This is a genomic window from Streptomyces sp. NPDC045021 (assembly GCF_056432645.1).
The window spans coordinates 255,325-279,902 of the sequence record NZ_JBWKIQ010000005.1; the positions used below are offsets into that span (position 1 = coordinate 255,325).

The following is a 24,578-nucleotide window of genomic DNA, read 5'->3' on the forward strand; positions in this document are numbered from 1 at the left end:
AGTTTACGCGCCATGACAAGTGCAGGGACGCGGGAGGCCGAACCGGGGCTCCGCCGGGCCCATATCGCCATCGCGACGGTTTTCGCCGTGCACGGCTCGGTCACCGGCAACTTCGCCACCCGGATCCCCTGGATCAAGGACCACCTGGATCTCAGCGCGGGACAACTCGGGCTGGCGCTGGTCTTCCCGGCCCTCGGCGCGTCGCTGGCGATGCCGCTGGCCGGTCGCATCATGCACCGGTTCGGATCACGGGCGGCGCTGCGCGGGCTGCTGGCCCTGTGGTGCGCGGCGCTGGCGCTGCCCGCCGCGGCGCCCGGCCTGGTGTGGCTCTGCGGCCTGCTCTTCGTCTACGGCGCCACGTCCGGCGTGGCCGACGTGGCGATGAACGCGCTGGGTGTCGACGTCGAGCAGCGCAAGGGAAAGTCGATCATGTCGGGGCTGCACGGCATGTGGAGCGCGGGCACCCTGGCGGGCTCGGCGATCGGCGTGGCCGCCGCGCACGGGGGCGTCGACGCCCGACTGCATCTGGCGCTCGTGGCGGCGGTGCTCGTCCCGCTCGGCTACCTCGCCTGCGCGGGCGCTCCCGACATCCACCCGGAGTTGGAGACGGAGGCACCGCCGCGGTTCGCCCTGCCGCCGCGTTCCGCCCTGGTCATCGGGGCGATCGGCTTCTGCGCGGTCTTCGCGGAGGGCGCGAGCATGGACTGGTGCGCGGTCTACCTCCGCGATGTCACCGGCGCCTCGGCCGGCGTCGCCGCGGCCAGTTACACGGCCTTCGCCTGCACCATGGCCGCGACCCGGCTCGCCGGGGACGCGGTGGTCCGGCGGCTCGGCCCGGTGCGGACCGTACGGGCCGGCGGCGTACTCGCCGTCGTGGGCGGGCTGTTGGTGGTCGCGGCCGACGCGCAGCCGCTGGCCATCACCGGCTTCGCGCTGCTCGGCGTGGGCATCGCGGTGGTCGTTCCGCTCTGTTTCGCCGCCGCCGGGCACGCCGGGCCGGTGCCCAGCCAGGCGATCGCCGGTGTGGCGACCGTGACGTACACCTCGGGGCTGGTGGCCCCGGCCGCCATCGGGGTCATCGCCAACGCCAGCTCGCTGACGGTGTCGTTCGGGCTCGTGACACTGCTCGCGGCGGGGCTCGTGGTGGGCGCCGGGGTACTGCGCCCGGCCGCCGGACGGGCCGTCACCGACCCGTCCGGCGGATGAGCGGTGGACTCAGCCGGTGATCGAGTCCAGTTGCTCGGCCGCGGGACGCAGCGCCCACAGGTCGCCGCCGGGCGGGACCTGGAGGGCGGGCACCGCCGCGCGGGCCTTCGCGTCCCCGGCGTCGGCGGCGGCATGGACGATGTCGCTCGCCGCGTAGGCATGGAAGTCCAGTTCCGGGTGCGGCCAGGGCGCCTTGCCGGTCGCGGCGGGCAGCAGGTAGTCGACCGCGGTGGAGAGCCGTTGCCCGGCCGGACCCCGGTAGGCCCACAGATCGACGCCGACGTGCCGGCCGATCGCGGCGAGCCGGGTGAACGCCACCAGGTTGAAGGTGGAGTAGTGCCAGCTGCGGGTGCGGGAGATCTCGCCCGGCTGGCTGCCGTCGGCGGCGATCTGCGGGTCGATCCGCCCGGCGCGCGCCTTCAGCACCGTCTGCCTGGCGAGGCCGGTGTGACCGGTGGCGAGCTGGAGTGCGGCCAGCTGCATGTCGAAGAAGGTGCCGTGGTTGTTGGCCGCCGCGGCCTCCTCCTTGCCGAAGGCGCCGCCGAGCCAGCCGCGGAAGCCCTCGTACCAGGTACGCATCCCGCCGCGGTCTCCCGTGGTCCAGCCGGGGGCTCCGGTGTCGAGGATCGCGGTCGCGTCGAGGACGCTGGTGAAGCCCTGGGAGAAGTCGATGATGCCGATCGCCCGGCCGTCGTACTTGCAGGGGATGATCTGCGCGTGGTCCAGGTTCGGGTTCATCCGGGTGGCCGGATCGGTGAACCAGGTGCGCAGGATCTCGGCGGCGTGCCGCGAGTAGGCCGGGTTGCCGGTGTAGTACCAGGCGAGGCTGAGGGTGTAGGCGGAGGCGAACACCTCACCGCGCTCGTCGTGGTCGGTGAGTTCGTCGACCTCGGGATTGCGCTGGCCGTCCTTCTGGACGTACGGGCACCCCATCGGGTTGTCCGCGGTCTTTGGTTGGCTCGCCCACCAGTACGGGGCCTGGCTGAGGTAGTCGTGTTTGTCGCCGCCGGGTGGTGTGCGGTCCTTGTCGGTGACGGTCCACGGTCCCTTGCCGAGCCAGCCGTCGGCCTGTGTCCTGAGGTCGGCGACGGCCCGCCGCAGTGCGGGGTCGCCCTTCGACAGCCGTGCTTTCGCCTGCCGCAGCGCCTCGCCGTCCAGCACGACGGTCTTCGGAGCCTTCGGCGCGGACCGGGCGTGCGCCGGTGCGCGCACGGGCGCCGCGGACGCCGGCGATGCCATGGGCACGAGCAGGGCGGCGAGTCCGGCCACGGTGGCGAGCAGCGCTCCCCGGCCCCTACGTCTTGCGCTCATCACAGACTCCAATCACATACATGAATGGCGTTCACACTGACAACCGTGTGAGCGTAAGGCAGCCGCTCATGCCTGACAACGCTTCGCGCACGATTCACGGATGAGACCGGGAAGGGGGAGAAATGCCATCCACGGAGCCGATCCCCCATGACCGGATGCCGGCCAGGTACCGACTGACGGGCGGGGGCCGATCCACCCGCCCGTTACGCTAGATTGCCCCTCCTCGGCGCCAGGCGTTTCCACCTCGGCGGCCGGATCCTGATTTCCCCCCACCCTCTCTTTGCTGCGGCCATTACCTAGGAGGCGACCGTGACCGAGAACGTGACCGATAAATGGGTCAGCGTCATCATTCCGGTCTACAACGCTGTCGACTTTCTGGACGAATGCCTGGAATCCGTTGTCAACCAGACGATCGGAATCGACCGTATCGAGGTCGTGGCGGTCAATGACGGATCGACGGACGGCAGTGGCGAACTGCTCGACAGCTGGTCGGCGAGGCACCCGGAGATCCGGGTCCTCCACCAGGAGAATTCGGGCGCTCCCGGCGGCCCCCGCAACCGCGCCATCGATGTCGCCACCGGAGAGTTCCTCTTCTTCGCCGATCCCGACGACTATCTGGGCACGGAGGCCTTCGAGCGCATGCTCGGGGCGGCCCGTCGCGACGATTCCGACGTGGTGCTCGGACGGATCCGCGGGGTGGGCAGGACCGCGGCGGCAGGACCGTTTCGGCAGAATGTCGAACGCGGCGACATCTACAGCACCAAGGCGGTCTGGAGCCTGACCGCGCACAAGCTGTTCCGCCGCTCGCTGGTGGCCGAGCACGGATTGCGCTTCGCGGAGGGTGTCCGACTGGCCGAGGAGCAGATCTTCATCGTGCCCGCCTATTTCGCCGCCAAGGCGATCTCGGTGGTCGCGGACTACGACTGCTACTACCTCATGCTGCGGGACGGATTCCCCCATCTCACCCAGCAGGGGCCCGACCCCGAGGTCTTCTACGCGGGCATCCGCAAGGTCCTGGAGACGGTGGTCGAGAAAACCGAACCCGGCGAGCGGCGCAACAGCCTGTTGCTGCGCTGGGGTCAGGTGGAGATTCTCGGCAAGTTCGGCCGTAATTTCCCGCGTTGGCCCGAGGAGCAGCAGAAGGCCTATGTGCGGCTGGCCGCCGAACTCCTCGAGGACTTCATCCCGGAAGAGGTCCTCGCACCGCTGTCCCCGCTCGACCAGACCCGCGGACAGCTGCTCCGCGGCGGTCAGTTGGACGAACTGATCGCCCTCGCCCGGTTCGAACAGTCCGACTGGGCCGACATCACCGATGTGGCCTGGCTGCCCGACAACCGGCGGTTCACCGTCGGCCTGCGCACCCGGCTGCGGGCCGCCAGCCGCCCCGGGAAACTGGAGCACCATTTCGTGCTCCAGCGGGTGGGCGACGGCCACGAGGTCGTGGTGCCCACCGGGGATCCGGGCGGCGACGAGACGGAGCTGACCTTCACGACCGTCTTCGACGTGCGCCATCTGGGCGCCGAGGTCCGCCGGCCGGGAGCGTGGAAAATACTGCTGCGACTGTCGTACGGCGACCAGTCCAAGGACTTCCCGATCCGCTTTCCCGGAACGAAGCTCCCGGCGAGCGCGGCGGGCCGCAAGAGGTTCCACTCCGGCCTCCGCCCGATGCTGGTCTGGCTCTCCCGCGACCCGGAGAGCCAGGCGGAACTGATCGTCACCAACTGGCGCGGCATCGCCGGAACGGTCAAGCGCAAGATCCGCAAGCGGCTCTCCCGGTGAGCCCGCACGCCGGCGCGGTCAGCCGCGACCGCTCGGCGTGAGGTCCTGCAGCCCGACCACCCGCAGCAGCCGCAGCCGCTCGTAGGAGTCGGTGCCCGGCCGCGCCGAGTAGACGATCAGCCGCTGGTCGTGCTCGGCGCTCAGCAGGACCTCGCAGTCCAGTTCCAGCAGCCCCACCACGGGATGCTGGAACCGTTTGACCGAGGAGCGCCGCACGGCCACCTCGTGGGCCTCCCACAATCGCGCGAACTCGGCGCTGGACGCGAGCAGTTCCGCCACCAGGGCAGCCGGCCGGGGATCGTCGGGCCGGGCCGCGAGCACGGCCCGCAGATTCGCCACCTGGCTGCGCGCGAGCCCGTCCCGGTCCTCGGCCGGGAACAGCTCGCGCGCCGTCGGGTCGGTGAACATCCGCCGGACGATGTTGCGCTGCTCGGGCGGGCCGGAGAACACATCGCCGACCAGCGCCGCGGCCAGCGCGTTCTGCGCCAGTACGTCGCCGACGTCGCTCATCACCTGCGCCGGGGTGTCGTGCAACCGGTCCAGGACCAGCAGCAGGGCGGGCCTGACATGGACGGATCCGGCGCGGTCGTACGCCGGGTTCCCCCGCCGGTGGGCCGGGGACGGTTCCTCCCCCGCCAGATGGAACAGATGGTCGCGCTCGTCCTCCGTCAGCCGCAGCGCGCGGGCCAGCGCGGCCAGCATCTGCCGGGACGGCCGCGGGCCGCGGGCCTGCTCCAGGCGTGCGTAGTAGTCGGCGGACATCCCCGCCAGCTGCGCGACCTCCTCGCGGCGCAGGCCCGGGGTGCGGCGGCGGGCGCCCCCGGTGAGGCCCACGTCCGCGGGGCTGAGGCGCGCGCGGCTGCGGCGCAGGAAGTCGGCGAGTTCGGTTCTGTCCACCCCTCCAGCATGCGGCCGCGGCCGGACGGTATCCAGGGACTGCTGATCCCCGGATGGACGGGTCTCTCCCGCCGCGCGGCATCCCGCCGCACGCTGGGCCACGGCGGAGCACGATCCGCCGGCACGGCTCAGACGGCTGATTCGAGGGGCACGACATGCTGACTTTGGTGACAGGTGCGACGGGCGAGGTCGGACGGCGGTTCCTCCCCCGGCTGCTGGCGCGGACGGCGCCCGGCGAAGGGGTCCGGGTACTGGTACGCGACGAGGAGCGCGGCGCCGCGGCCGCCCGGCTCGGGGCGCAGGTCGCGGTCGGCGAGCTGCGCGACCCGGAAGCGGTACGCAAGGCGCTGGCCGGAGTGGACACCGTGCTGAACATCGCGGCGGCCTTCCGCGGTGTGCCGGACGAGGAGGTCTGGGCGGTCAACCGTGACGCCGCCGTGGAGCTGGGCCGGGCCGCCGTGGAAGCCGGCGCCGGCCGCTTCGTCCAGGTCAGCACGAACCTGGTGTACGGCGCGGGGCGCGGGCGCCCCGCGGTGGAGGACGACGAGCCGCTGGCCGGCTCACCGATGTGGGGCGCGTACCCGGCCTCGAAGGCCGAGGCGGAACGCGGTCTGCTGGCACTGCACCGCGAGCACGATCTCGATGTGCGGATCGGCCGGCTCGCCTTCGTCTACGGCGAGGGTGACCCGCACCTGGCGCAGTCCCTGCGGTGGGCGGGCGGCTGGGCCGGGCACAAGCGGCTGACGATGGTGCACCACGCGGACGTCGCCCAGGGTCTGCTGCGGCTGCTGCGGGCGCCGGGAGCGGCCGGGCGGGTCTACAACATCGCCGACGACGCCCCGGTGACCGCGGTCGAACTGCACCAGCTCAACGGGGTCGAGGTGCCCGCCGGAATGGACGACCGGCCGCTGGAGGACCCGTGGGACGGCGTGGTGTCGACCACCCGTATCCGCGACGAGCTGGGCTTCCGCCCCTGCTACCCCTCGGCGTGGACCGCGCGGGACGCGGGCGCTCTCTGACCTGGCGGCCCGACCGCTGCGGCGATCACCCGTTTCAGGGACGCACCGGCGCGCGGCCGTGCCCCGCGCCCGCCGGCTGGGACGCTGGGCACATGACGACGGCGCAGCGGACAGTCCCCGGTGACGTGGACGAAGTGGTGGCGCGGATGCGCGCGTTGGACGCCTCGCTGCCGCCGCACGACGGCGTCGCGGTCTTCAACCGGGTCTATCTCTCCGTCACCGAGGAGATGCGGCGGCTGATCACCGCGGGGCTCTTCGACGATCCGGACGCGGCGGCCGAGTTGGACGTGCGCTTCGCCGGCCGCTACCTGGCGGCGGTCGGCGCGGGCGCCTCCCGGCGCCGGGCCCCCGCCTGCTGGCGTCCACTGCTGCAGCTGCGCGGGCACCGGGGGGTACGGCCGCTGCAGTTCGCACTCGCCGGGATCAACGCGCACATCGGCCACGACCTGGCGCTCGCCCTGGTCGACACCTGCCGCGCCCTGGACCGCGAACCCGCCACGATGGAAGGGGACTTCGAGCGGATCGGCGATGTTCTGGTGGCCATCGAGGAGCGGGTGCGCGAGGAGCTCATGCCGGGGCCCGACCTGCTGGACATCGCCGACCCGCTGACCCATCTGGTCGGCTCCTGGAGCCTGGAACGGGCGCGGGACGCGGCCTGGGCCGCGTCCCGCCTGCTCTGGTCCTTGCGGCACACCGGTGAGATGTACCAGGAGTGCGCGGACCGGCTCGACGCGGGCGTGGGGCTCGTCGGCCGGTTCCTGCTCACCCCACTGGTCCGCCGATGACAGCGGATCGGGCGGGTCGGGTGGGTCAGACGGATCGGAGGGTCAGCCGAACTGCTTGACGGCCTGGTAGTACGTCCAGGCGAGGCTGTTGCAGGCCGCCTTCGTCACCACGTTGTAGCCGTGCGAACCGCACACCCGCTTGAGGTCCTCGTACAGCATGCTGTCCAGCCGCGGCTTGTTGGCGGTGAACTGTCCGGCGGCCTTGTAGTTGCGGTAGCCGAAGTCGTGGTGGGCGCAGGAGAGATTGAACGGGAAGCCCAGCGGGTTGTCGGGCGACGACGAGCAGTAGTCCGTGGACCAGTCGAAGCCGTAGGCCGACCAGGCGCCCTGGTTGTTGCGCGCCGAGATGAAGGCGTTGTAACTGGTGACCGTGGTCTGCGTCCAGCTGGACAGGACCTGGGGTTTGTCGGCGGGAGCCGCCGACGCCGGAACTGCGGCGCCGACTAACGCGATCAGCGCGGCGGTCGGAACGGCCAGGGCTACGGGCAGGCGACGTCTCATGCGCTACCTCCGGGATCCGGCGGCCCGCGTGGGGCGGACCGCGTACACGGAGGATTGCACCGCGCGGCACTGGCGTCCCGCTATACAACTCCTTAAGCCCGGGACACGTTACGACGTCAACCCGACCGGCGGTACGTGTCCCGGCGGCGCTCAGTCCTCGTCGAGGAGGACCGGCGCGATGTCCTCGTACACGTCGCCGGGACCGGGGTTGGTCGCGTCGGTACCACCGCCGAAGTGGTGCATGACGCCCCACACCGCGTTGAGCGCCGTCTGGACCGCGCCCTCGGCCCAGCCGGCCGTCCAGGAGATGTCGTCGCCTGCGAGGAAGATGCCGCGCTTGTCCTGCGGCAGCGCGTCCTGCATGAAGTGGGTGAACAGCCGCCGCTGGTAGCGGTAGTGGCCCGGCAGGTTCGCCTTGAAGGCGCCCATGAAGTAGGGCTCGTTCTCCCACGACACGGTCACCGGGTTGCCGATGATGTGCGAGCGGATGTCGACCTTGGGGTAGATCTCACCGAGCGAGGTGAGCATGACCTCCATGCGCTCGTTGGCGCTCAGCGGAAGCCACTTGAGGCTGTCGTCGCACCAGGTGTACGACAGGCAGATGGTCGCCGGCTTGTCCGGGCCGTCGTCGAGCAGGTACGTGCCGCGGGTCATCCGGTCGGTGAGCGTCATGCTCATCACGTCGCGGCCGGTCTCTTCGTCCTTGTCGAGCCAGAACGGCCGGTCGACCGGTACGAAGAGCTTCGACGACTCCATGTAGTGGGTGCGCTCGATCGCCGTCCAGTGGTCGATCGGGAAGAGCGAGTCGTCGCAGGCGATCTTGGACAGCAGCATCCAGGACTGCGCGGTGAAGACCGCCGCCGGATAGGTCCGGATGTCGCCCGCCGCGTCGGTGACCGTGATCCGGTTGCCCGCGGTGCGGTGCAGCCGGGTGACCGCCGGGCGCGGTGTGCCGCCGTGCAGCGAGGAGAGCGAGGTGCCCCGCTCCCAGTGCACGAGCTTGTCCGGCTCGCGGTCCCACAGCCGCAGCGGCAGCTGCTGGCTGCCGCCGACGATGCCGCGGTGGTCGTCGTCGGCGCCGGTGTAGACGACCCGCAGGATCTCCAGGATGGAGTTGGGGAAGTCCGTGTCCCAGCCACCGGTGCCGAAGCCGACCTGGCCGAAGATCTCCCGGTGCCGGAAGGACTTGAAGGCCGGGGAGTCGCAGAGGAACCCGTAGAACGTCTGATTGTCGAGCTTCTCGACCAGCGCGGACCAGATCGCGCGGATGGCGGGGATGTCGCGCTCGCGCAGGGCGCGCTGCATCGCGGAGAAGTCCGCGCCGTCCTCCAGGCACGCGTTCCACGCGTGCATCACCTGGTGGTAGACCTCGGGCAGGTCGTCGACGGAGGTGGCGTAGTGCGACTCGCCCTTGAGGTCGACGACGGTGGAGGGGGTGCCGGGCGACAGCGGGTTGGGGAACGGCCGGGTCTGCAGGCCCACCAGGTCGACGTAGTACTGGAACGCGGTGGAGGACGGCGGGAAGCGCATCGCGCCCATCTCCGCCGTCAGGTCGGCGTCACAGCCCTCGAAGCCGACGGTGCGCAGCCGGCCGCCGATCCGGTCCGCCTCGTAGACGACCGGCTTGAGGCCCATCTTCATCAGCTCGTAGGCCGCGATGATGCCGGAGAGCCCGCCGCCGATGACCGCGACCTCGGTGCCGTGCTCGGTCGCCGGTATGGAACCGAGCCCGGCCGGGTGCGCCAGGAAGTCGTCGTAGGCGTACGGGAAGTCCGGCCCGAACATCGTGATGGGGGGCTCGGCCTGCGCCTGGACGTGCTGCTCGTCATGGACCGCGGTGGGCACGGACGTCATTGGGGGTGTCTCCTCGCGAAAAATGGTCAGACGAGCGTGCTGTACAACTCGGGCCGCCGGTCGGGCAGATACGGGGTCTCGTCCCGCGCGGCCCGGAGCACCTCCGGGTCGGCGTCGGCGATCACCAACTCCTCGCCGGTGCCCGCGCGGGCGCGCACCGTGCCGTCGGGGCCGGCCAGGGCGCTGAGCCCGGTGAAGTGGAACTCGCCCTCGGCGCCGCTGCGGTTCGCGTAGGCCAGATGCAGCTGGCTTTCGTACGCGCGGGCCGGGACGAGGGTCTGTGCGACGAACTCGTACGGGCGCATCAGCGCCGTGGGAACGACGAGCAGGTCGGTGCCCGCGAGGGCATGGGCCCGGACATTCTCCGGGAATTCGACGTCGTAGCAGATCAACAGCCCGATGCGGGTGCCGTCGAGGTCCGCCTGGACCACCGCGGTGTCGCCGGGGGTGAAGTGCTCGCGCTCGAAGTCGCCGAACAGATGGGTCTTGCGGTAGTTCGCCAGCGTGGTGCCGTCCGGGCCGATGAGCTGCGCGGAGTTGAAGACCGCTCCGTCCGCCCGCTCGGGATAGCCGTACACGATCGCGATACCGTGCTCGGCGGCGATCTCGGCGACGCGCCGTGCGCCGGGACCGTCGGCGGGCTCGGCCAGCTCCGGAATCCGGTCGCCGAGCGCGTACCCGGTCAGATACATCTCGGAGGTGGCGAGCAGCCGGGCGCCGGCGGCCGCCGCGCGCCGGGCGGCGCCGTCCAGCGCGGCCAGGCTGGCGCCGGTGGAATCCGGAACGCCGCCGGGGCCTTGGTACAGCGCGATGCGCAGCGGCGGCATGGATCCTCTTCGTCGCTCGATGGTCTGTTCGGGGTCTCTTAGAAGGTACGTTTCCAGCCACCCGCGCAACAAGATCTGAATCTTGCGCACCGACCAGCGATCCGTTGCGTCTCGGAAGCAGCCGGCGGCGATCTGTTGCGCGGATGCTCTAGGTCGGCGAGCCCGAGGTGTAGCGCCGCAGCAGCGGCGACAGCACCAGGACGGACTTGGTCCGCTCGACGAACGGCTCCCCGGCGATCCGTTCCAGCACCCGCTCGAAGTGCCGCACGTCGGAGGCGAAGACCTGGACGAGGGCGTCCGCCTCGCCGGTGACGGTCGAGACGGTCGCCACCTCGGAGTAGCGGGCGAGGCCGCGCAGGATGTCGCCGGGGCCGGTGTTGCGCCGGCAGTAGATCTCGACGAACGCCTCGGTCTCCCAGCCGAGCGCCGCCGGGTCCACCCGTACGGTGAAGCCGGTGATGGCGCCGGAGGCCAGCAGCCGGTCCACCCGGCGTTTGACGGCCGGGGCGGAGAGCCCCACCTGGGTGCCGATGTCGGCGTAGGAGCGGCGGGCGTCCTCGGCAAGGGCATGGACGATGCGTTCGTCGAGATCATTCAGGCGCACAGCGGGTGGTTCACACTTCTTCTCGGGCGAGCTGGGAGCGGCGCATGCCGTACGTGAAGTACAGCACGAGTCCGCCGGCCATCCAGATTCCGAACCACTTCCAGGTCTGGGCGCCGAGGCTGGTCATCATCCACGCACAGAGCAGGAACCCGATGGCGGGGGTGACCGGCGAGAACGCGACGCGGAAGGTGCGCGGCAGGTCCGGCCGGGTGCGGCGCAGGATGATCACCGCGACATTGACCAGTGCGAAGGCGAAGAGCGTGCCGATGCTGGTGGCGTTGGCAAGCTCGCCGAGCGGCACCAGGGCCGCCAGGACGCCGCAGAAGAGCGAGACGATCACGGTGTTGGCGCGCGGGGTGCCGGTCCTCGGGTCGACCTTCGAGAAGATCCTGGGCACCAGGCCGTCGCGGGACATCGAGAACAGGATGCGGGTCTGCCCGTACAGCACCGTCAGCACCACGCTGGCGATCGCGATGACGGCGCCGGCGGCGAGCAGCACCGCCCAGAAGCTCTGGCCGGTGACCTGGCGCAGGATCTGCGCGAGGGCGGCGTCTGCGTCGCTGAACTGCTGCCACGGCATGGCGCCGACGGCGACCAGCGCCACCAGGCAGTACAGCACGGTGACGATGAGCAGCGAGAGGATGATCGCGCGCGGCATGTCGCGCTTGGGGTTCTTCGCCTCCTCGCCGGCGGTGGAGGCGGCGTCGAAGCCGATGTACGAGAAGAAGAGCGTGGCGCCCGCGGCGCTGACGCCCGCCATGCCCAGCGGCATCAGCGGGTGGAAGTTCCCGGCCCGGACGCCGGTGAAGGCGACCGCGCAGAAGAGCACCAGCGAGGCGATCTTCACGACGACCATGACGGTGTTGACGCGGGCGCTCTCCCGGGCACCGCGCAGCAGGAACGCCATGGAGAGCAGCACGACCAGCAGGGCGGGGATGTTCACGACGCCGCCGGCGCCCGGCGGGTTGGCGAACGCGTCGGGGATGGTGACGCCGATCGTGCCGTCCAGCAGCTCGTTGAGGTACTGGCCCCAGCCGACCGCGACCGCGGCGACCGACACCCCGTACTCCAGGATCAGGCACCAGCCGCAGAGCCAGGCGATGAACTCGCCCATCGTGGCGTAGGTGTAGGAGTAGGAGGATCCGGAGACCGGTATGGAGCCCGCCAGTTCGGCGTAGGAGAGCGCCGAGAACAGTGCGGTGAACCCGGCGATGACGAAGGAGATCACCACCGCGGGACCGGCCTTGGGGACGGCCTCGCCCAGCACCACGAAGATGCCGGTGCCCAGCGTCGCACCGATGCTGATCATCGTCAGCTGCCACATGCCGAGTGAGCGCTTCAGCTCCCCGCCGTCGCCGTGGCCGCCCTCGGCGACGAGCCGGTCGACGGGCTTTCGCCGCATCAGCCTGCTGCCGAAGCCGCCGCCGGGGTTGGGTCCGCCCGGGGCGGGCGTCGCCCCGGTCCGGTCGGAGGTGGACGGCGCTGTGCCAGTTCGTGCCACTGCGGGAGCTCCTTGGTCGTGCCGGCTCGGATGGCGGCGGCAAGGGCGCGGCGGCACCGTACGGGAGCGCGCGTCCCGGCGCACTACCGGTGGGAACCGCCGAGCTTGGGGTCGCCACCGCTCCACGTACAGGGCATGACCTTACGAGGTATGACGAGTGCCCGTAATGCGGGTCTATTGCGCATCTGCGGATGATCGTTGCGCGAAACCGCCGGAGTGCGCCGAATCATTGCCCCCGCTGCGGCAGGTCGTTGCGTTGTCCGCTTTGTGGGGGTCGCCAACGCGACAGCGCCGGACCGGCTGGAATCCAGCCGGTCCGGCGCTCGGTGTCGCTGCGACGTTGTGGGGCTGTCAGCTCCAGCTGGCGTGCAGGGCCTTGCCCTCGGCGTAGCCGGCGGCGCTCTGGATGCCGACGATGGCCTTCTCCTCGAACTCGGCGAGCGAGCCCGCGCCCGCGTAGGTGCACGAGCTGCGCACTCCCGCGATGATCGAGTCGATCAGGTCCTCGACGCCCGGACGCGTCGGGTCCAGGAACATCCGCGAGGTGGAGATGCCCTCCTCGAAGAGCGCCTTGCGGGCCCGGTCGTACGCGGACTCCTCGCTCGTGCGGTTGCGCACCGCGCGGGCCGAGGCCATACCGAAGCTCTCCTTGTACAACCGCCCGTCGGCGGTCTGCTGGAGGTCGCCAGGGGACTCGTACGTCCCGGCGAACCAAGAGCCGACCATGACGTTCGACGCGCCCGCGGCCAGCGCCATCGCGACATCGCGGGGGTGCCGGACGCCGCCGTCCGCCCAGACGTGCTTGCCGTACTTCTTCGCCTCGGCGGCGCACTCCAGGACGGCGGAGAACTGCGGGCGGCCCACGCCGGTCATCATGCGGGTGGTGCACATGGCGCCGGGGCCCACACCGACCTTGATGATGTCCGCGCCGGCCTCGATGAGGTCGCGGACGCCCTCGGCGGCGACGATGTTTCCCGCCACGATGGGCACCTGCGGGTCGAGGGCGCGTACGGCCCTGACCGCGGCGAGCATCGACTCCTGGTGGCCGTGCGCGGTGTCGACGACGAGCGTGTCCACGCCCGCGTCGAGCAACTGCTTGGCCTTGACCGCGACATCGCCGTTGATACCGACGGCGGCGGCGATGCGCAGCTTGCCGTTGGCGTCGGTGGCGGGGGTGTACAGCGTGGCGCGCAGCGCGGCCTTGCGAGTCAGGATGCCGACCAGCCGGCCGTCCGCGTCCACGGCGGGGGCCAGCTTGCGGTTGGCGGCGTCGAGGCGGTTGAAGGCCTCGCGCGGGTCGATGTCGGCGTCCACCAGCAGCAGGTCGCGCGTCATCACCTCGGTGAGCTGGGTGAAGCGGTCCACGCCGGTGAGGTCGTGGTCGGTGACGACGCCGACGGGCCGGCCGTCCTCGACGACGACACCCGCGCCGTGCGCCCGCTTGGGCAGCAGCGACAGCGCGTCGGCGACGGTCTGGTGCGGTGCCAGCGTGATCGGTGTGTCGAGCACCAGGTGGCAGCTCTTGACGTGCGCGACGACGTCCGCGACCACATCGATCGGGATGTCCTGGGGGATGACGACCAGGCCGCCGCGGCGCGCGACCGTCTCGGCCATCCGGCGACCCGCGATGGCGGTCATGTTCGCGACGACCAGCGGGATGGTGGTGCCCGTGCCGTCGGGGGACGCGAGGTCCACCGCCTGCCGGGACCCGACCGCGGAGCGGCTGGGCACCATGAAGACGTCGTCGTACGTCAGGTCGTAAGGGGGCTTTGCGTCATTGAGGAATTTCATACTAACTCTCTCACCTGCGGTTATACGTCTGGGGCGGGTGGGGAGTCAGCACCGAACCAGCGCCGTCCAGGCTGCGGCTCCTACGCCATCATCGCCGATGCGACCAAGTTCTGGCGAACCGGCGCCCCCCGTTCTGTGCCTTCCACCAGGGGGCTCAGAGCTGGTTTGTGGCTTCCTCCACGATCACGTGAAGGGGGGTTTGGGTGTGCTGCCAGAAGTCGGAGGCGTCACGGAGGATCTGTGTGACGATGCGCCACTCGCGGGGCGAGGCGGCGGCGTACTCCTGCCAGCCGGTGACCCGCAGCCGGCGGTGGGTCGTGGCCGGGCACCAGGACAGATCGGTGAGGCAGTCCGCCAGGGCGTCCCAGTTCCGGCCGAAGTACTCGGGCAGGTGCAGCGAGACGGCGCAGCGGTCCATGAACTCGTGCCGGGTGGTGACACCGGCGAGGTCGAGCACGGTGGGCGTCATCGCAGCACCGCCTTGAAGGTCTTGTAGTGGTCGTCGGTGTAGTAGAACTCCCCGCCCTCGCCGGTGATGATCCGGCGGGCGCCGCGGTCGCGCGAGCCCGGGGTGGTGACGGTGTACTCGTGGTAGTAGCCGGACTTCCTGCGGGGCAGTTCCTTCTCGAAGTTGCTGAACACGGCCCCGTCCTTGGGGTACGGGTAGGGGCCGCCCCGGTCGATCAGCGCCAGGGTGTTGCGTGCCTCGGCGGGCAGCCGGCCGGCGGCGACCGTCGCCCGGCCCGAGGCCCAGCCCGGGACGCTAGCGGTGGGGCCGTAGACGGAACCCGATGATGCGGGGGTACGCGTCGCGGTGCCCGTCCCGGCCGTCCCGGCCTGCGAGGAACAGCCGGTGAGGAGCGCGACGAGGCACATCAGGAGCGCGGCGGCGGCCGCGCGCGTGGCGGACCGCAGCAGCATGCGGCCGATGCTGCCACACGGCCCCGGCCGGAACACGGTGGCGCGCGCGTCAGACGGTGGGCGTGACCTGGGGACCCGCGGCGTCCGGCGGGCCGACGAGAGCCAGCTGGGAGACGAGCCGGTAACGGTCGCCGCGGTAGATGGCGTGCGTGTACTCGAAGAGCCGGCCGTGCTGGTCACGGGTGACGCGCTCCGAGGAGAGCACCGGCGCCCCCGCACTGATCCCGAGCAGGGACGCCTGCACGGTGTCGGCCGACAGCGCCTCGTGGATCTGCTCCGCCGCGGTGGGCTCGATGCCGTAGCGGTCGCGGAGCAGGTCGTAGAAGGAGCCGCTCCCCACATCGTCCGCGGTGGCGCCGGGCACCAGCTCGCCGAGTACGTGGATGGTCTCCAGCGCCATCGGCTCGTCGTTGACCAGCCGCTGGCGGGCCACCCTCAGTACGGGGGTGGCGGCCTCGACGCGCAGCCGGCTCCCGATGCTCATGCCGGCCGGGATCACCGAGTGGTCCAGGACGCGGCTGGTCCAGGTCCCCGGGGCCGCCGGGTAGCCGGACTGGTCGGCGGCCGGCGCGGTCACGATCCGCTGGGAGATCTTCGGCGTGCCGACGAACACCCCGCGCCCGTGCTCGCGGACCAGCCAGCCGTCCGCCACCAGCTCGTCCACGACGGCGCGCAACGTCGGCCGGGACGTCTCCAGCTCCACGCAGAGCTGCCGTTCGGCCGGGATGGCCTGCCCGACCGCGCGGGCCTCGATCAGCGAGATCAGGTGTTCGCGGATCAGGTCGCGTTTTCTCAGTCCGGCAGTCATCGAGTACGCCGCTCCCGCGCAGTGAGCACACAGTGGTCAGTCCTGTGCCGGCAGTTTAGGTCACCAGCTTGGCTGGCGTAAAAAGACTGACCACTTGTTGACCAATTGACGCCTCCTGAGCCACCATCACCCCAGCGCCATCCCCCCCACTGGTCAAAGATTCTGGTAAACGCCCCGGAGGCCAGCACCATGCGCAATCGCCGACTTCTCACCGCCGTAGCCGCGGCAGCCGCCTGTACGGTCGCGGCTTTCACTGCCGGATCGGCCATGGGATCGCCGGCGGGCGGCACGCCCGCCCCGTCCCACGCCGCCCCTGCCCGAGCCGCCGCCCCCGCCGCGTCTGGTGTGCAGCTGCAGGGCTGGCTCTACCCCGGCTCCGCCGGTGAGCCGCAGTGCGCAGGCCAGGCCGAGTACGCCGACAACCGGCTCAGGAGCGGAGCGCTCAAGCCTGAGTACTGGGCGGTCCAGCCCAACGGCACCCTGCTCCTGGAGACCACCGCCCAGGGCCTGTGCAACGCCTACAGCGCGGCCAACGTCGCCGATCTCAAGGCGCATTCGACGTACCAGTACCCGACCGTCTCGGGCATGGACACACCCACCGTCCGTGCCCTGGTGAGCAGTTCGGCCAGGCGCGGTCAGGCCGTCCAGCAGCTGACAGCGATGACGGTCGACGCCGGACTGACCGGTATCGACGTCGACATGGAGGACTACTGGTCCTGGACCACCACCGACTTCGCCAACTACCGCACCTTCCTCACCCAACTCGCCACGTCGCTGCACGCGTCCGGCAAGCGCCTGCAGGTCGACGCCCCGGCGATGACCGAGGACGCGCCCTACTACGACTACGCGGCGGTGGTCGCGACGGGCGTCGACGAACTCGCGATCATGGCCTACGACGAGGAGTACGACTCGGACGCGGGCGGTAGGTGCAAGGCCATCACCCCGTACGCCTGGCTCAAGCAGGTCGTCCAGTACGCCCGGAGCACGGTGCCCAACCGCGACAAGCTGGTGATCGGGCTGCCCTCGTACGGCTACAGCGCCCCCGCGGCGTGCGACACCTCGGCCATCGAGGGCAACATCCCGTTCAGCGTGATGCGCGGCAAGCCCGGCTGGTCGGGCAACGCGTCCACCATCGAGCAGCGCCGGGACAGCGGATCCGGCGAGATCCGCTGGACCTCGGGCGGAAAGCTCTACGACTACGTCGACCAGACCGCGATGGACCGCAAGTTGCAGGTCCTCACCGGACTCGGCGTCACCAAGGTCTCGGTGTGGTCCCTCGGCGGGAACCCCTGGTTCACCCGCTGACAGTGCTCTCCCCGGACCCCGGCGGACTACGGTCCGTCGGGGTCCGCGCGGTTCAGGGCGGGGCGCGGGGCGGATCCGGTCGAGTACAGGAGATGGTCGGCGGCGGCGGTGTCCGTCACCAGGCTGGTGACCAGCCCGGAGCGCAGCACGGCGTCGATCGCGCCGGCCTTGCGCAGCCCGCCCGCGATGGCCAGTACCTCGGGGATCCGGCGGAGCCGGTCGGCCTCGATGGTGATGCAGCGCTCGCCGAGGTCGCGGCCGACCCGGCGCCCCTCGGCGTCGAACAGGTGCGAGGACATCTCGGCGGCGACGCCGAGCCCCGCGTAGTGCTCGCGCTCGGCGTCGGTCAGCGCGTCATGGACGGTGGAGATGCCGGCCGCCCAGGAGCCGATCGAGACCACGGCGACGGTGACCTTGTCGAAGTACCCCATGGCGGCGGCGATTCCGCTCTGGGCGCGCAATGTGGCGGCGGTCGCCGGGTCCGGCAGCACCATCGGCGCGTACAGCGGGTGCGCCTCGCCGCCGGAGACCGCGGCGGCGGTCCGCACCGCCTCGACAGAGCCGCGCTCGGCGGTGCCCACGTCGTAGACACCGGTGAGCTGGACGACGGTGCACGGCGGCAGCCGGTCCAGGGCGTTGGCCATGGTGATGATGGAGCGGCCCCAGGCCAGGCCGAGCACGTCGCCCTCGGTGACCAGTTCGCCGAGCAGGTCGGCGGCGACCTTGCCCAGGTTCTCCGGGTCGGGCGCGTCGGACTGCTCCGGCGGCGTCTCGACGACGACCGCGTGCCGCAGGCCGTAGCGGGCGCGCAGCGCGTCCGAGCGCTCGGCGTCCAGCTCGGCGGGGACCCGGATCTCGATCCTCACCAGGTCACGTTCGAGGGCGGTCTCCAGCACCCGGGCCACCTTGAAGCGGCTCACGCCGAACTCCTCGGCGATCTGGATCTTGGACTTGCCCTCGAGGTAGAAACGGCGCGCCATCGCTGCGGCCTGGACCATCTCGCCGGGGCCCATGCGCACCTGTGTGCGGCCTGTGGTCACGTTGCTCTCCCCAGTTGCCCATCTGATCGGCTCCGCGCTCATCCTCGCAGATGGCGCGGTGTTACGGACGCGTAGCCCGAGCGTCAATGGGTGCAGGCCGCCGAGGCCAGCTCGCGCAGCCCCCGCACCGCCGCCGCCGGGTCGTCCGCACCGTAGACCGCCGAACCGGCGACGAAGACGTCCGCGCCGGCCTCGGCACACCGCTCGATGGTCTGCGCCGACACCCCGCCGTCGATCTGCAGCCACAACTGCAGTCCGTGCTTGTCGATGAGCTGCCGGGTACGACGGATCTTGGGCAGCATGATGTCGAGGAACGCCTGGCCGCCGAAGCCGGGCTCGACCGTCATGATCAGCAGCATGTCGAGCTCGGGCAGCAGGTCCTCGTAGGGCTCGATCGGGGTGGCGGGCTTGAGCGCCATCGACGCCCGCGCGCCCTTCGCCCGGATCTCGCGGGCGAGCCGCACCGGCGCGGCCGCCGCCTCGACGTGGAAGGTGACGGAGCCGGCACCGGCCTCGACATAGGCCGGGGCCCAGCGGTCCGGGTCCTGGATCATCAGATGGCAGTCGAGCGGGATGTCCGACGCCCTGCTCAGCGACTCCACGATCGGCACACCGAGCGTCAGGTTGGGCACGAAGTGGTTGTCCATGACGTCGACATGGAGCCAGTCGGCGCCTTCCACGGCCTTCGCCTCGTCGGCGAGCCGGGCGAAATCGGCGGAAAGAATACTGGGGTTGATCTGCACGCTCATATGCCCAGCAAACCAGATGCCGGAGGATGCCAGACCACTGCCCGTGCAGGGAACGCCCCCGTTCCGTAAAATGGCAGAACGATCTCGAACACCGGTGCCATGCTGGATCACCAAACGCTCTCCCCACAGGGATTCGGGAGGGTCGGCAGCACGTACGCAAAGCGGGGAGACTCGTCGTGGGCGGAACCGGACGGTGGGCGCACCTGGTGTGCGGTCGGCGCAGCAAGTGGGTCGTGCTCGTCCTGTGGCTGGTGCTGTTGGTGGCGGTCTCGCCACTGGCGCAGAAGTTGACGGACGAGCAGAAGAACGACTCGTCGACGTGGCTTCCCGGCAGCGCGGAATCCACCCAAGTCCTCAACCTCCAGAAGGAGTTCCTCCCCGACACCGCTCCCGCCGTCGTCGTGTACGCGCGGCCGGGCGGCCTCACCGAGACCGACCGCGCCAAGATCGCCCAGGACGCGGCGGCCATCAAGGCCATGTCGCAGCACGGCATCCTCGGCGCCCGCACCGTAGGACCGGTGCTGGAGAAGACCGGCGAGCCGCGCGCCGCCCAGCTCATCGTCCCGATCAGTGTGGACGCGGGCGGCTGGAACGGGCTGGCCGACGCGGTGAAGGACATCCGCGGCACCGCCGACCGGAACACCGCGGGCCTCGATGTGCACATCACCGGGCCGGTCGGCTACGCCTCGGACTCGGCAGAGGCGTTCAAGGGCCTGGACGGCACCCTGTTGTTCGCCGCGCTCGCGGTGGTCGTGGTGATCCTGCTGCTCACCTACCGCAGCGTGAGCCTGCTCTTCCTGCCGATCATCTCCGTCGTCGGCGCGCTGTTCACCGCCCAGGCGGTGATCTATCTGCTCGCCAAACACGCCGGTCTGGTGGTCAACGCGCAGAGCGCGGGCATCCTCACCGTCCTGGTCTTCGGCGCCGGCACGGACTACGCGCTGCTGCTCGTCGCCCGGTACCGCGAGGAGTTGCGCCGCCACGAGGACCGGCACGAGGCGATGGCCCTGGCCCTGCACCGGGCCGGGCCCGCGGTGCTCGCCAGCGCCTCGACGGTCGCGGTCAGCATGCTGTGCCTGATGGCCGCCGAGATGAACTCGACCTCGGGCCTCGGACCGGTCGCGGCCATCGGCGTGGTCGTCGCCCTGCTCGCGATGACCACGCTCTTCCCCGCGCTGCTCGTGATCGTCGGACGCTGGGTGTTCTGGCCCGCCGTGCCGCACATGGGATCCGAGGAGCCGACCCGCAGCGGGCTGTGGGCGCGGGTGGGCACACGTATCTCCAAGCGGCCGCGCGCGGTCTGGGTGACCACCGCGGTGGTCCTCGGAGTGCTCTCGCTGGGGCTGATCGGCCTGAAGGCGAACGGCCTGACGGCTGCCCAGGGCTTCACCGGCACCCCCGACTCCGTGGTGGGCCAGCAGGTCGCGGGCCGCTACTTCCCCGCCGGCGCCGGACAGCCGCTCGTCGTCATCGCGAACGCCGGGGCGGCGGACCAGGTGCGGACCGCCCTAGGCTCGGTCCAGGGCGTCGCGCCCGGTTCCGTGACCACCCCACCGGGTGTCCCCGCCGAGAAGAACGGCCGGGTCTATCTGGAGGCCACGTCGACATCGGCGGCTGACAGCACCACGGCCAAGCAGACCGTCGACCGGGCCCGTGACACGCTGCACGCGGTGCCGGGCGCCGATGCCAAGGTCGGCGGCGGCACAGCGGTCATCCAGGACGCCAACCGGGCGACCTCGCACGACAACATGCTCCTGATCCCGATGATCCTCGCCGTCGTGCTGCTGATTCTCGGGCTGCTGCTGCGGGCGCTGGTCGCCCCGCTGATCCTCATCGCGACCGTCGTGCTGTCCTTCGGGGCCGCGCTCGGGGTGAGCACGTTCGCCTTCCACCACCTGTTCGGGTTCGAGGGCGAGGACACCTCGTTCCCGCTCTTCGTCTTCGTGTTCCTGGTGGCGCTGGGCATCGACTACAACATCTTCCTGATGACCAGGATCCGCGAGGAGACGGCCCACTCCGGCACCCGCACCGGAACGCTCACCGGCCTCGCGGCGACCGGTGGCGTCATCACCTCCGCGGGGCTGGTCCTGGCCGGCACGTTCGCCGCCCTGGGCACCCTGCCGCTCGTCGGCTTCGCCGAGATCGGGTTCGCGGTCGCCTTCGGCGTCCTGCTCGACACGTTCATCGTCCGGTCGATCCTGGTCTCCGCGATCACCCTCGACCTGGGCCACCACGTCTGGTGGCCCAGCAAGCTCGACGCTCCGGGCGCACCGCCGCACGCCCCCGCCCGCCGGCAGGACGACGACATGGCACAGCGGTCCTAGGCGCCGCGGCCGCGCGGCGCCGCGCGGCTCAGGAGGTGCGGCGCAGCAGGGCCAGGTACATGGCGTCGGTGCCGTGCAGATGCGGCCAGAGCTGGACGTCCGGGCCGTCGCCGACGGCGGGGACGCCGGGCATCAGGGGGCGGGCGTCGATCCACTCGGCGGTCGGCGGCTCGTCCGGCCCCCAGCTAACGCTGGGAGGTGCCCCCAAGCCACCGCTGGGGGATGCCCCCAGGCCGCGCAGCACGTCGTCGACGACGGCGCGGGTCTCCGCCGGGTGCGGCGAGCAGGTGGCGTAGCCGACGACGCCGCCGACGCGAACGGCGCGCAGCGCCTCGGTGAGCAGTCCGCGCTGGAGCGTCGCGAAGCCCGCGACGTCCTCGGCCTTGCGGCGCCAGCGCGCCTCGGGGCGGCGGCGGAGCGCGCCCAGGCCGGTGCAGGGCACATCGACGAGCACCCGGTCGAAGGAGCCCGCGGCCCACGCGGGACGGGTGCCGTCGGCGACGATCACCTGGTAGGGGCCGGGGTTGCCGGCCAGCGTGCGTTCCACCAGCCGGGCCCGGTGCGGCTGCTTCTCGGACGCGACGAGCAGCGCACCGCGCTGCGCCGCGAGCGCGGCGAGCAGGGCGGCCTTGCCGCCGGGGCCGGCGCAGCCGTCCAGCCAGAGCGCGTCCCGGCCGTCCAGCGGAGCCGCCGCCAGCGCGGCCGCGACCAGCTGGCTGCCCTCGTCCTGCACTCCTGCGCGACCCTCACGGACGGCGTCCACGGCGCCCGGGTCGCCGCCCTCGGCGAGCCGGACGGCGTACTGGGACCAGCGGCCGGGCTCGGTCGCCTCCGGCGGCAGCGAGGCGGCCACCTCCTCGGCCGTGGAACGGCCGGGGCGGGCCACCAAGGTCACCTCGGGCCGCTCGTTGTCGGCCTCCAACAGGTCCTCGATACCGGCCCGGCCGCCGCCGAGCGCGTCCCACAGCGCGGAGACGATCCAGCGCGGATGCGAGTGGACCACCGCGAGGTGCGCCTCGGGGTCGTCGTCGTACGGCGGGGCGACCTGGGCGACCCAGGCGTCGATGTCCTGCGCGGCGATCTTGCGGAGCACCGCGTTGACGAACCGCGCCCGGCCGTCGCCGAGCACGCAACGGGCCAGCTCGACGGTGGCCGAGACGGCGGCGTGCGGCGGGATGCGGGTGCCGAGCAGCTGGTGCGCGCCGAGCGCGAGCACGTCCAGCACCGGTGGGTCGACCTCGCGCAGCGGCCGGTCGACGCAGGCGGCGATCACGGCGTCGTAGGTGCCCTGGCGGCGGAGCGTGCCGTAGACCAGCTCGGTGGCGAGGGCGGCGTCCCGGCGGTCGAACTCGCCGCCCTTCTTGACCGCTTCCGCCTCGGCGTTGCGCAGCAGCGAGGGCAGCACGAGGTTGGCGTACGCGTCGCGCTCGTCGACCGCCCGCAGCGCCTCGAAGGCGAGGATGCGGACCGGATCCCGCTGGGGCCTGCGGTAGGGCTTGCCCTTCGGCTTGCCCTGGGACTTCCCCTGCGAGGTGCCCTGCGGTCGGCTGCGCGGCTGGTCGTTCACGATCAATGTGCTCCGGACTCGGTCGGAAAAAACTGCTGCGCCCGTGCGGCGGGATGCCCCCTCCCGCGCACAGGGCGTGAACAAAGCGTACGGCCGCGGACCCCGCGACCGCCCACCCGGGCGATCGGGGCCGCTGGTGACCGGCCGGGCAGGCGGCCTGGTCGGTGCCGGGCCGGTGGCCTGGCCTAGGCGCCCAGGCGGGTGCCGGAGTCGAGGCGGACGCCGCGGGCCCAGTCGGCGGCGCGCATCCGCTTCTTGCCCTGCTGTTGCACCTCGCCGAGTTCCACGGCGTGGCTGCCGGTGCCCGCGTACACCGCGTTCTTGGCGACGGACAGCTCGCCGGGGGCCAGTCCCGCGAGGTCCTCGCGGCCGGGCAGCAGCGTCACGGGCCCGAGCTTGAACCGTTCGCCGTCGAGCAGCGTCCAGGCGCCGGGCGCCGGGGTGCAGCCGCGGATCAGCCGGTCGATCCGCAGCGCGGGCGCGTTCCAGTCCACCGCCGCGTCCTCGACGGTGATCTTGGGCGCGATGGTGATGCCCTCGGTGGGCTGCGTACGGGGCACCAGCCGGCCGTCCTCGATGCCGTCCATGGTCGCGGTGAGCAGCTCGGCGCCGCTGCGCGCGAGCCGGGTGAGCAGATCGCCGCTGGTGTCGGTGGGCCGGACGTCCTCGGTGACGACGCCGTAGACCGGGCCGGAGTCCAGGCCCTGCTCGATGAGGAAGGTCGTGGCGCCGGTGACCTCGTCACCGGCCATCACCGCTTGCTGCACGGGAGCCGCGCCGCGCCAGGCGGGAAGCAGCGAGAAGTGCACGTTGACCCAGCCGTGAACGGGGATCTCGAGCGCCGCCTTGGGCAGCAGCGCGCCGTACGCGACGACCGGGCAGCAGTCCGGGGCGATCTCCCGGAGCCGGGCGAGGAAGTCCTCGTCCCGCGGCTTCGCGGGCTTGAGCACCTCGATTCCGGCCTCCTCGGCCCGCTGGGCGACCGGGCTGGAGAGCAGCTTGCGGCCGCGTCCCGCGGTCGCGTCGGGCCGGGTGACGACGGCGACGACCTCGTGCCGGTCGGACGCGAGCAGCGCCTCCAGGGCGGGGACGGCGACCTCGGGGGTGCCTGCGAAGACGAGCCTCATCGTGGGTTCTGTGCCTCTCGGTGGCAGGGGGGACGGCCGTGGACGACGGTGCGGGCGGCGGCAGTCACAAGGCGCTGCCGAACGTGCTGTGCGGGGAGACCTTCACCTGCGGCACACCCAGGTCCGCCCACTCGGCCTCCCGGATCGCCTTCATCGCGGCCTTGCGCTGCTCGGCGTCGAGCCGGTCGATGAAGATGATGCCGTCGAGGTGGTCGGTCTCGTGCTGGATGCAGCGGGCCAGCAGCTGGGTGCCCTCGATGGTGACCGGGTCGCCGTACATGTTGAAGCCCTTGGCGACGACACCGTGCGCGCGGACGCAGTCGTAGGTCAGGCCGGGCAGCGACAGGCAGCCCTCGGGGCCGTCCTGCTCCTCCTCGCTCAGCGTGAGGTCGGGGTTGACCAGATGCCCCAGTTCTCCGTCGACGAAGTAAGTGAAGACCCGCAGCGAGACGCCCAGTTGTGGGGCCGCGAGGCCGGCGCCCGGCGCCGCCTGCATGGTCTCGGTCAGATCCTGGACGAGGGTGCGGAGTTCCTTGTCGAAGGTGGTGACAGGCTGCGCCGTCATGCGCAGCACCGGGTCGCCGAAGAGGCGGATGGGCGTGACGGACACGGCTGGCGGGCTCCCGTGGTCGGACGGATCTGGAGGCACCCTCCCGGCCGAG

At 71.5% G+C, this 24,578-nt stretch carries 22 protein-coding genes; 6 read left to right on the forward strand and 16 right to left on the reverse strand.

Annotated features, from left to right (window positions below):
• Positions 1–12: 12 nt before the first annotated feature.
• A complete protein-coding gene (locus tag AC07DC_RS17905) occupies positions 13–1,206 on the forward strand; it encodes an MFS transporter (protein WP_478915372.1) in 1,194 nt (397 codons plus the stop codon).
• A gap of 9 nt (positions 1,207–1,215) precedes the next feature.
• On the opposite strand, the gene AC07DC_RS17910 is transcribed toward AC07DC_RS17905, so the two are convergent.
• Positions 1,216–2,517, reverse strand: a complete 1,302-nt coding sequence (locus AC07DC_RS17910; protein ID WP_478915373.1) for an alginate lyase family protein — start codon at positions 2,515–2,517, stop codon at positions 1,216–1,218.
• A 309-nt stretch (positions 2,518–2,826) separates the two neighbouring features.
• On the opposite strand from AC07DC_RS17910, the gene AC07DC_RS17915 reads away from it, so the two are divergent.
• Positions 2,827–4,296: a glycosyltransferase family 2 protein gene (locus tag AC07DC_RS17915; protein ID WP_478915374.1), complete on the forward strand. Its 1,470-nt coding sequence runs from the start codon at positions 2,827–2,829 to the stop codon at positions 4,294–4,296.
• An 18-nt stretch (positions 4,297–4,314) separates the two neighbouring features.
• Here AC07DC_RS17915 and AC07DC_RS17920 read toward each other — a convergent pair whose 3' ends face one another.
• Positions 4,315–5,193, reverse strand: a complete 879-nt coding sequence (locus AC07DC_RS17920) for a helix-turn-helix transcriptional regulator (RefSeq protein ID WP_478915375.1) — start codon at positions 5,191–5,193, stop codon at positions 4,315–4,317.
• Between the two features lie 155 nt (positions 5,194–5,348).
• Between AC07DC_RS17920 and AC07DC_RS17925 the strand changes: the two genes are divergently transcribed.
• Positions 5,349–6,212: an NAD-dependent epimerase/dehydratase family protein gene (locus AC07DC_RS17925; protein ID WP_478915376.1), complete on the forward strand. Its 864-nt coding sequence runs from the start codon at positions 5,349–5,351 to the stop codon at positions 6,210–6,212.
• A gap of 92 nt (positions 6,213–6,304) precedes the next feature.
• Positions 6,305–6,997, forward strand: a complete 693-nt coding sequence (locus tag AC07DC_RS17930) for a DUF5995 family protein (protein WP_478915377.1) — start codon at positions 6,305–6,307, stop codon at positions 6,995–6,997.
• Between the two features lie 42 nt (positions 6,998–7,039).
• On the opposite strand, the gene AC07DC_RS17935 is transcribed toward AC07DC_RS17930, so the two are convergent.
• The 9 genes from AC07DC_RS17935 to AC07DC_RS17975 form a co-directional block, all read right to left on the reverse strand.
• Positions 7,040–7,498, reverse strand: a complete 459-nt coding sequence (locus AC07DC_RS17935) for a phospholipase (RefSeq protein ID WP_478915378.1) — start codon at positions 7,496–7,498, stop codon at positions 7,040–7,042.
• A gap of 150 nt (positions 7,499–7,648) precedes the next feature.
• Positions 7,649–9,352: a flavin monoamine oxidase family protein gene (locus tag AC07DC_RS17940; protein WP_478915379.1), complete on the reverse strand. Its 1,704-nt coding sequence runs from the start codon at positions 9,350–9,352 to the stop codon at positions 7,649–7,651.
• Between the two features lie 26 nt (positions 9,353–9,378).
• Positions 9,379–10,179 (reverse strand): carbon-nitrogen hydrolase family protein, encoded by an 801-nt coding sequence (locus tag AC07DC_RS17945; protein WP_478915380.1) that lies wholly within the window; start codon positions 10,177–10,179, stop codon positions 9,379–9,381.
• 148 nt (positions 10,180–10,327) lie between these two features.
• Positions 10,328–10,783: an Lrp/AsnC family transcriptional regulator gene (locus AC07DC_RS17950; RefSeq protein ID WP_250974949.1), complete on the reverse strand. Its 456-nt coding sequence runs from the start codon at positions 10,781–10,783 to the stop codon at positions 10,328–10,330.
• 10 nt (positions 10,784–10,793) lie between these two features.
• Positions 10,794–12,284: an amino acid permease gene (locus tag AC07DC_RS17955; RefSeq protein WP_478915381.1), complete on the reverse strand. Its 1,491-nt coding sequence runs from the start codon at positions 12,282–12,284 to the stop codon at positions 10,794–10,796.
• A gap of 351 nt (positions 12,285–12,635) precedes the next feature.
• Entirely contained in the window at positions 12,636–14,075 is a 1,440-nt protein-coding gene (locus AC07DC_RS17960; RefSeq protein WP_478915382.1) for a GuaB1 family IMP dehydrogenase-related protein, read from the reverse strand.
• A gap of 154 nt (positions 14,076–14,229) precedes the next feature.
• Entirely contained in the window at positions 14,230–14,544 is a 315-nt protein-coding gene (locus tag AC07DC_RS17965; RefSeq protein WP_478915383.1) for a barstar family protein, read from the reverse strand.
• Entirely contained in the window at positions 14,541–14,996 is a 456-nt protein-coding gene (locus tag AC07DC_RS17970) for a guanyl-specific ribonuclease (RefSeq protein WP_478915384.1), read from the reverse strand. The genes AC07DC_RS17965 and AC07DC_RS17970 overlap by 4 nt, the downstream gene beginning before the upstream one ends.
• Positions 14,997–15,045: 49 nt before the next feature.
• Complete coding sequence (locus AC07DC_RS17975) at positions 15,046–15,804, reverse strand: GntR family transcriptional regulator (RefSeq protein ID WP_478915385.1); 759 nt, start codon at positions 15,802–15,804, stop codon at positions 15,046–15,048.
• A gap of 189 nt (positions 15,805–15,993) precedes the next feature.
• On the opposite strand from AC07DC_RS17975, the gene AC07DC_RS17980 reads away from it, so the two are divergent.
• Entirely contained in the window at positions 15,994–17,109 is a 1,116-nt protein-coding gene (locus tag AC07DC_RS17980; RefSeq protein ID WP_478915386.1) for a glycosyl hydrolase family 18 protein, read from the forward strand.
• A 26-nt stretch (positions 17,110–17,135) separates the two neighbouring features.
• On the opposite strand, the gene AC07DC_RS17985 is transcribed toward AC07DC_RS17980, so the two are convergent.
• Both AC07DC_RS17985 and rpe read right to left on the reverse strand, forming a co-directional pair.
• A complete protein-coding gene (locus tag AC07DC_RS17985; RefSeq protein WP_478915603.1) occupies positions 17,136–18,122 on the reverse strand; it encodes a sugar-binding transcriptional regulator in 987 nt (328 codons plus the stop codon).
• A 110-nt stretch (positions 18,123–18,232) separates the two neighbouring features.
• Complete coding sequence (gene rpe, locus AC07DC_RS17990) at positions 18,233–18,898, reverse strand: ribulose-phosphate 3-epimerase (protein ID WP_478915387.1); 666 nt, start codon at positions 18,896–18,898, stop codon at positions 18,233–18,235.
• A gap of 176 nt (positions 18,899–19,074) precedes the next feature.
• Between rpe and AC07DC_RS17995 the strand changes: the two genes are divergently transcribed.
• Positions 19,075–21,222, forward strand: coding sequence for an MMPL family transporter (locus AC07DC_RS17995; protein ID WP_478915388.1), 2,148 nt, complete (start codon positions 19,075–19,077; stop codon positions 21,220–21,222).
• A 28-nt stretch (positions 21,223–21,250) separates the two neighbouring features.
• Here the strand turns inward: AC07DC_RS17995 and AC07DC_RS18000 are convergent, their stop codons facing one another.
• From AC07DC_RS18000 to def, 3 genes are all read right to left on the reverse strand, one after another.
• The gene (locus tag AC07DC_RS18000) at positions 21,251–22,789 is read right to left on the reverse strand and encodes an RsmB/NOP family class I SAM-dependent RNA methyltransferase (RefSeq protein WP_478915389.1); all 1,539 of its coding nucleotides are present in this window, start codon (positions 22,787–22,789) and stop codon (positions 21,251–21,253) included.
• 185 nt (positions 22,790–22,974) lie between these two features.
• On the reverse strand, positions 22,975–23,916 hold the full coding sequence (gene fmt / locus AC07DC_RS18005) for a methionyl-tRNA formyltransferase (RefSeq protein ID WP_478915390.1): 942 nt from the start codon (positions 23,914–23,916) through the stop codon (positions 22,975–22,977).
• A gap of 64 nt (positions 23,917–23,980) precedes the next feature.
• Positions 23,981–24,526, reverse strand: coding sequence for a peptide deformylase (def, locus tag AC07DC_RS18010; protein WP_478915391.1), 546 nt, complete (start codon positions 24,524–24,526; stop codon positions 23,981–23,983).
• Between the last annotated feature and the right edge of the window lie 52 nt (positions 24,527–24,578).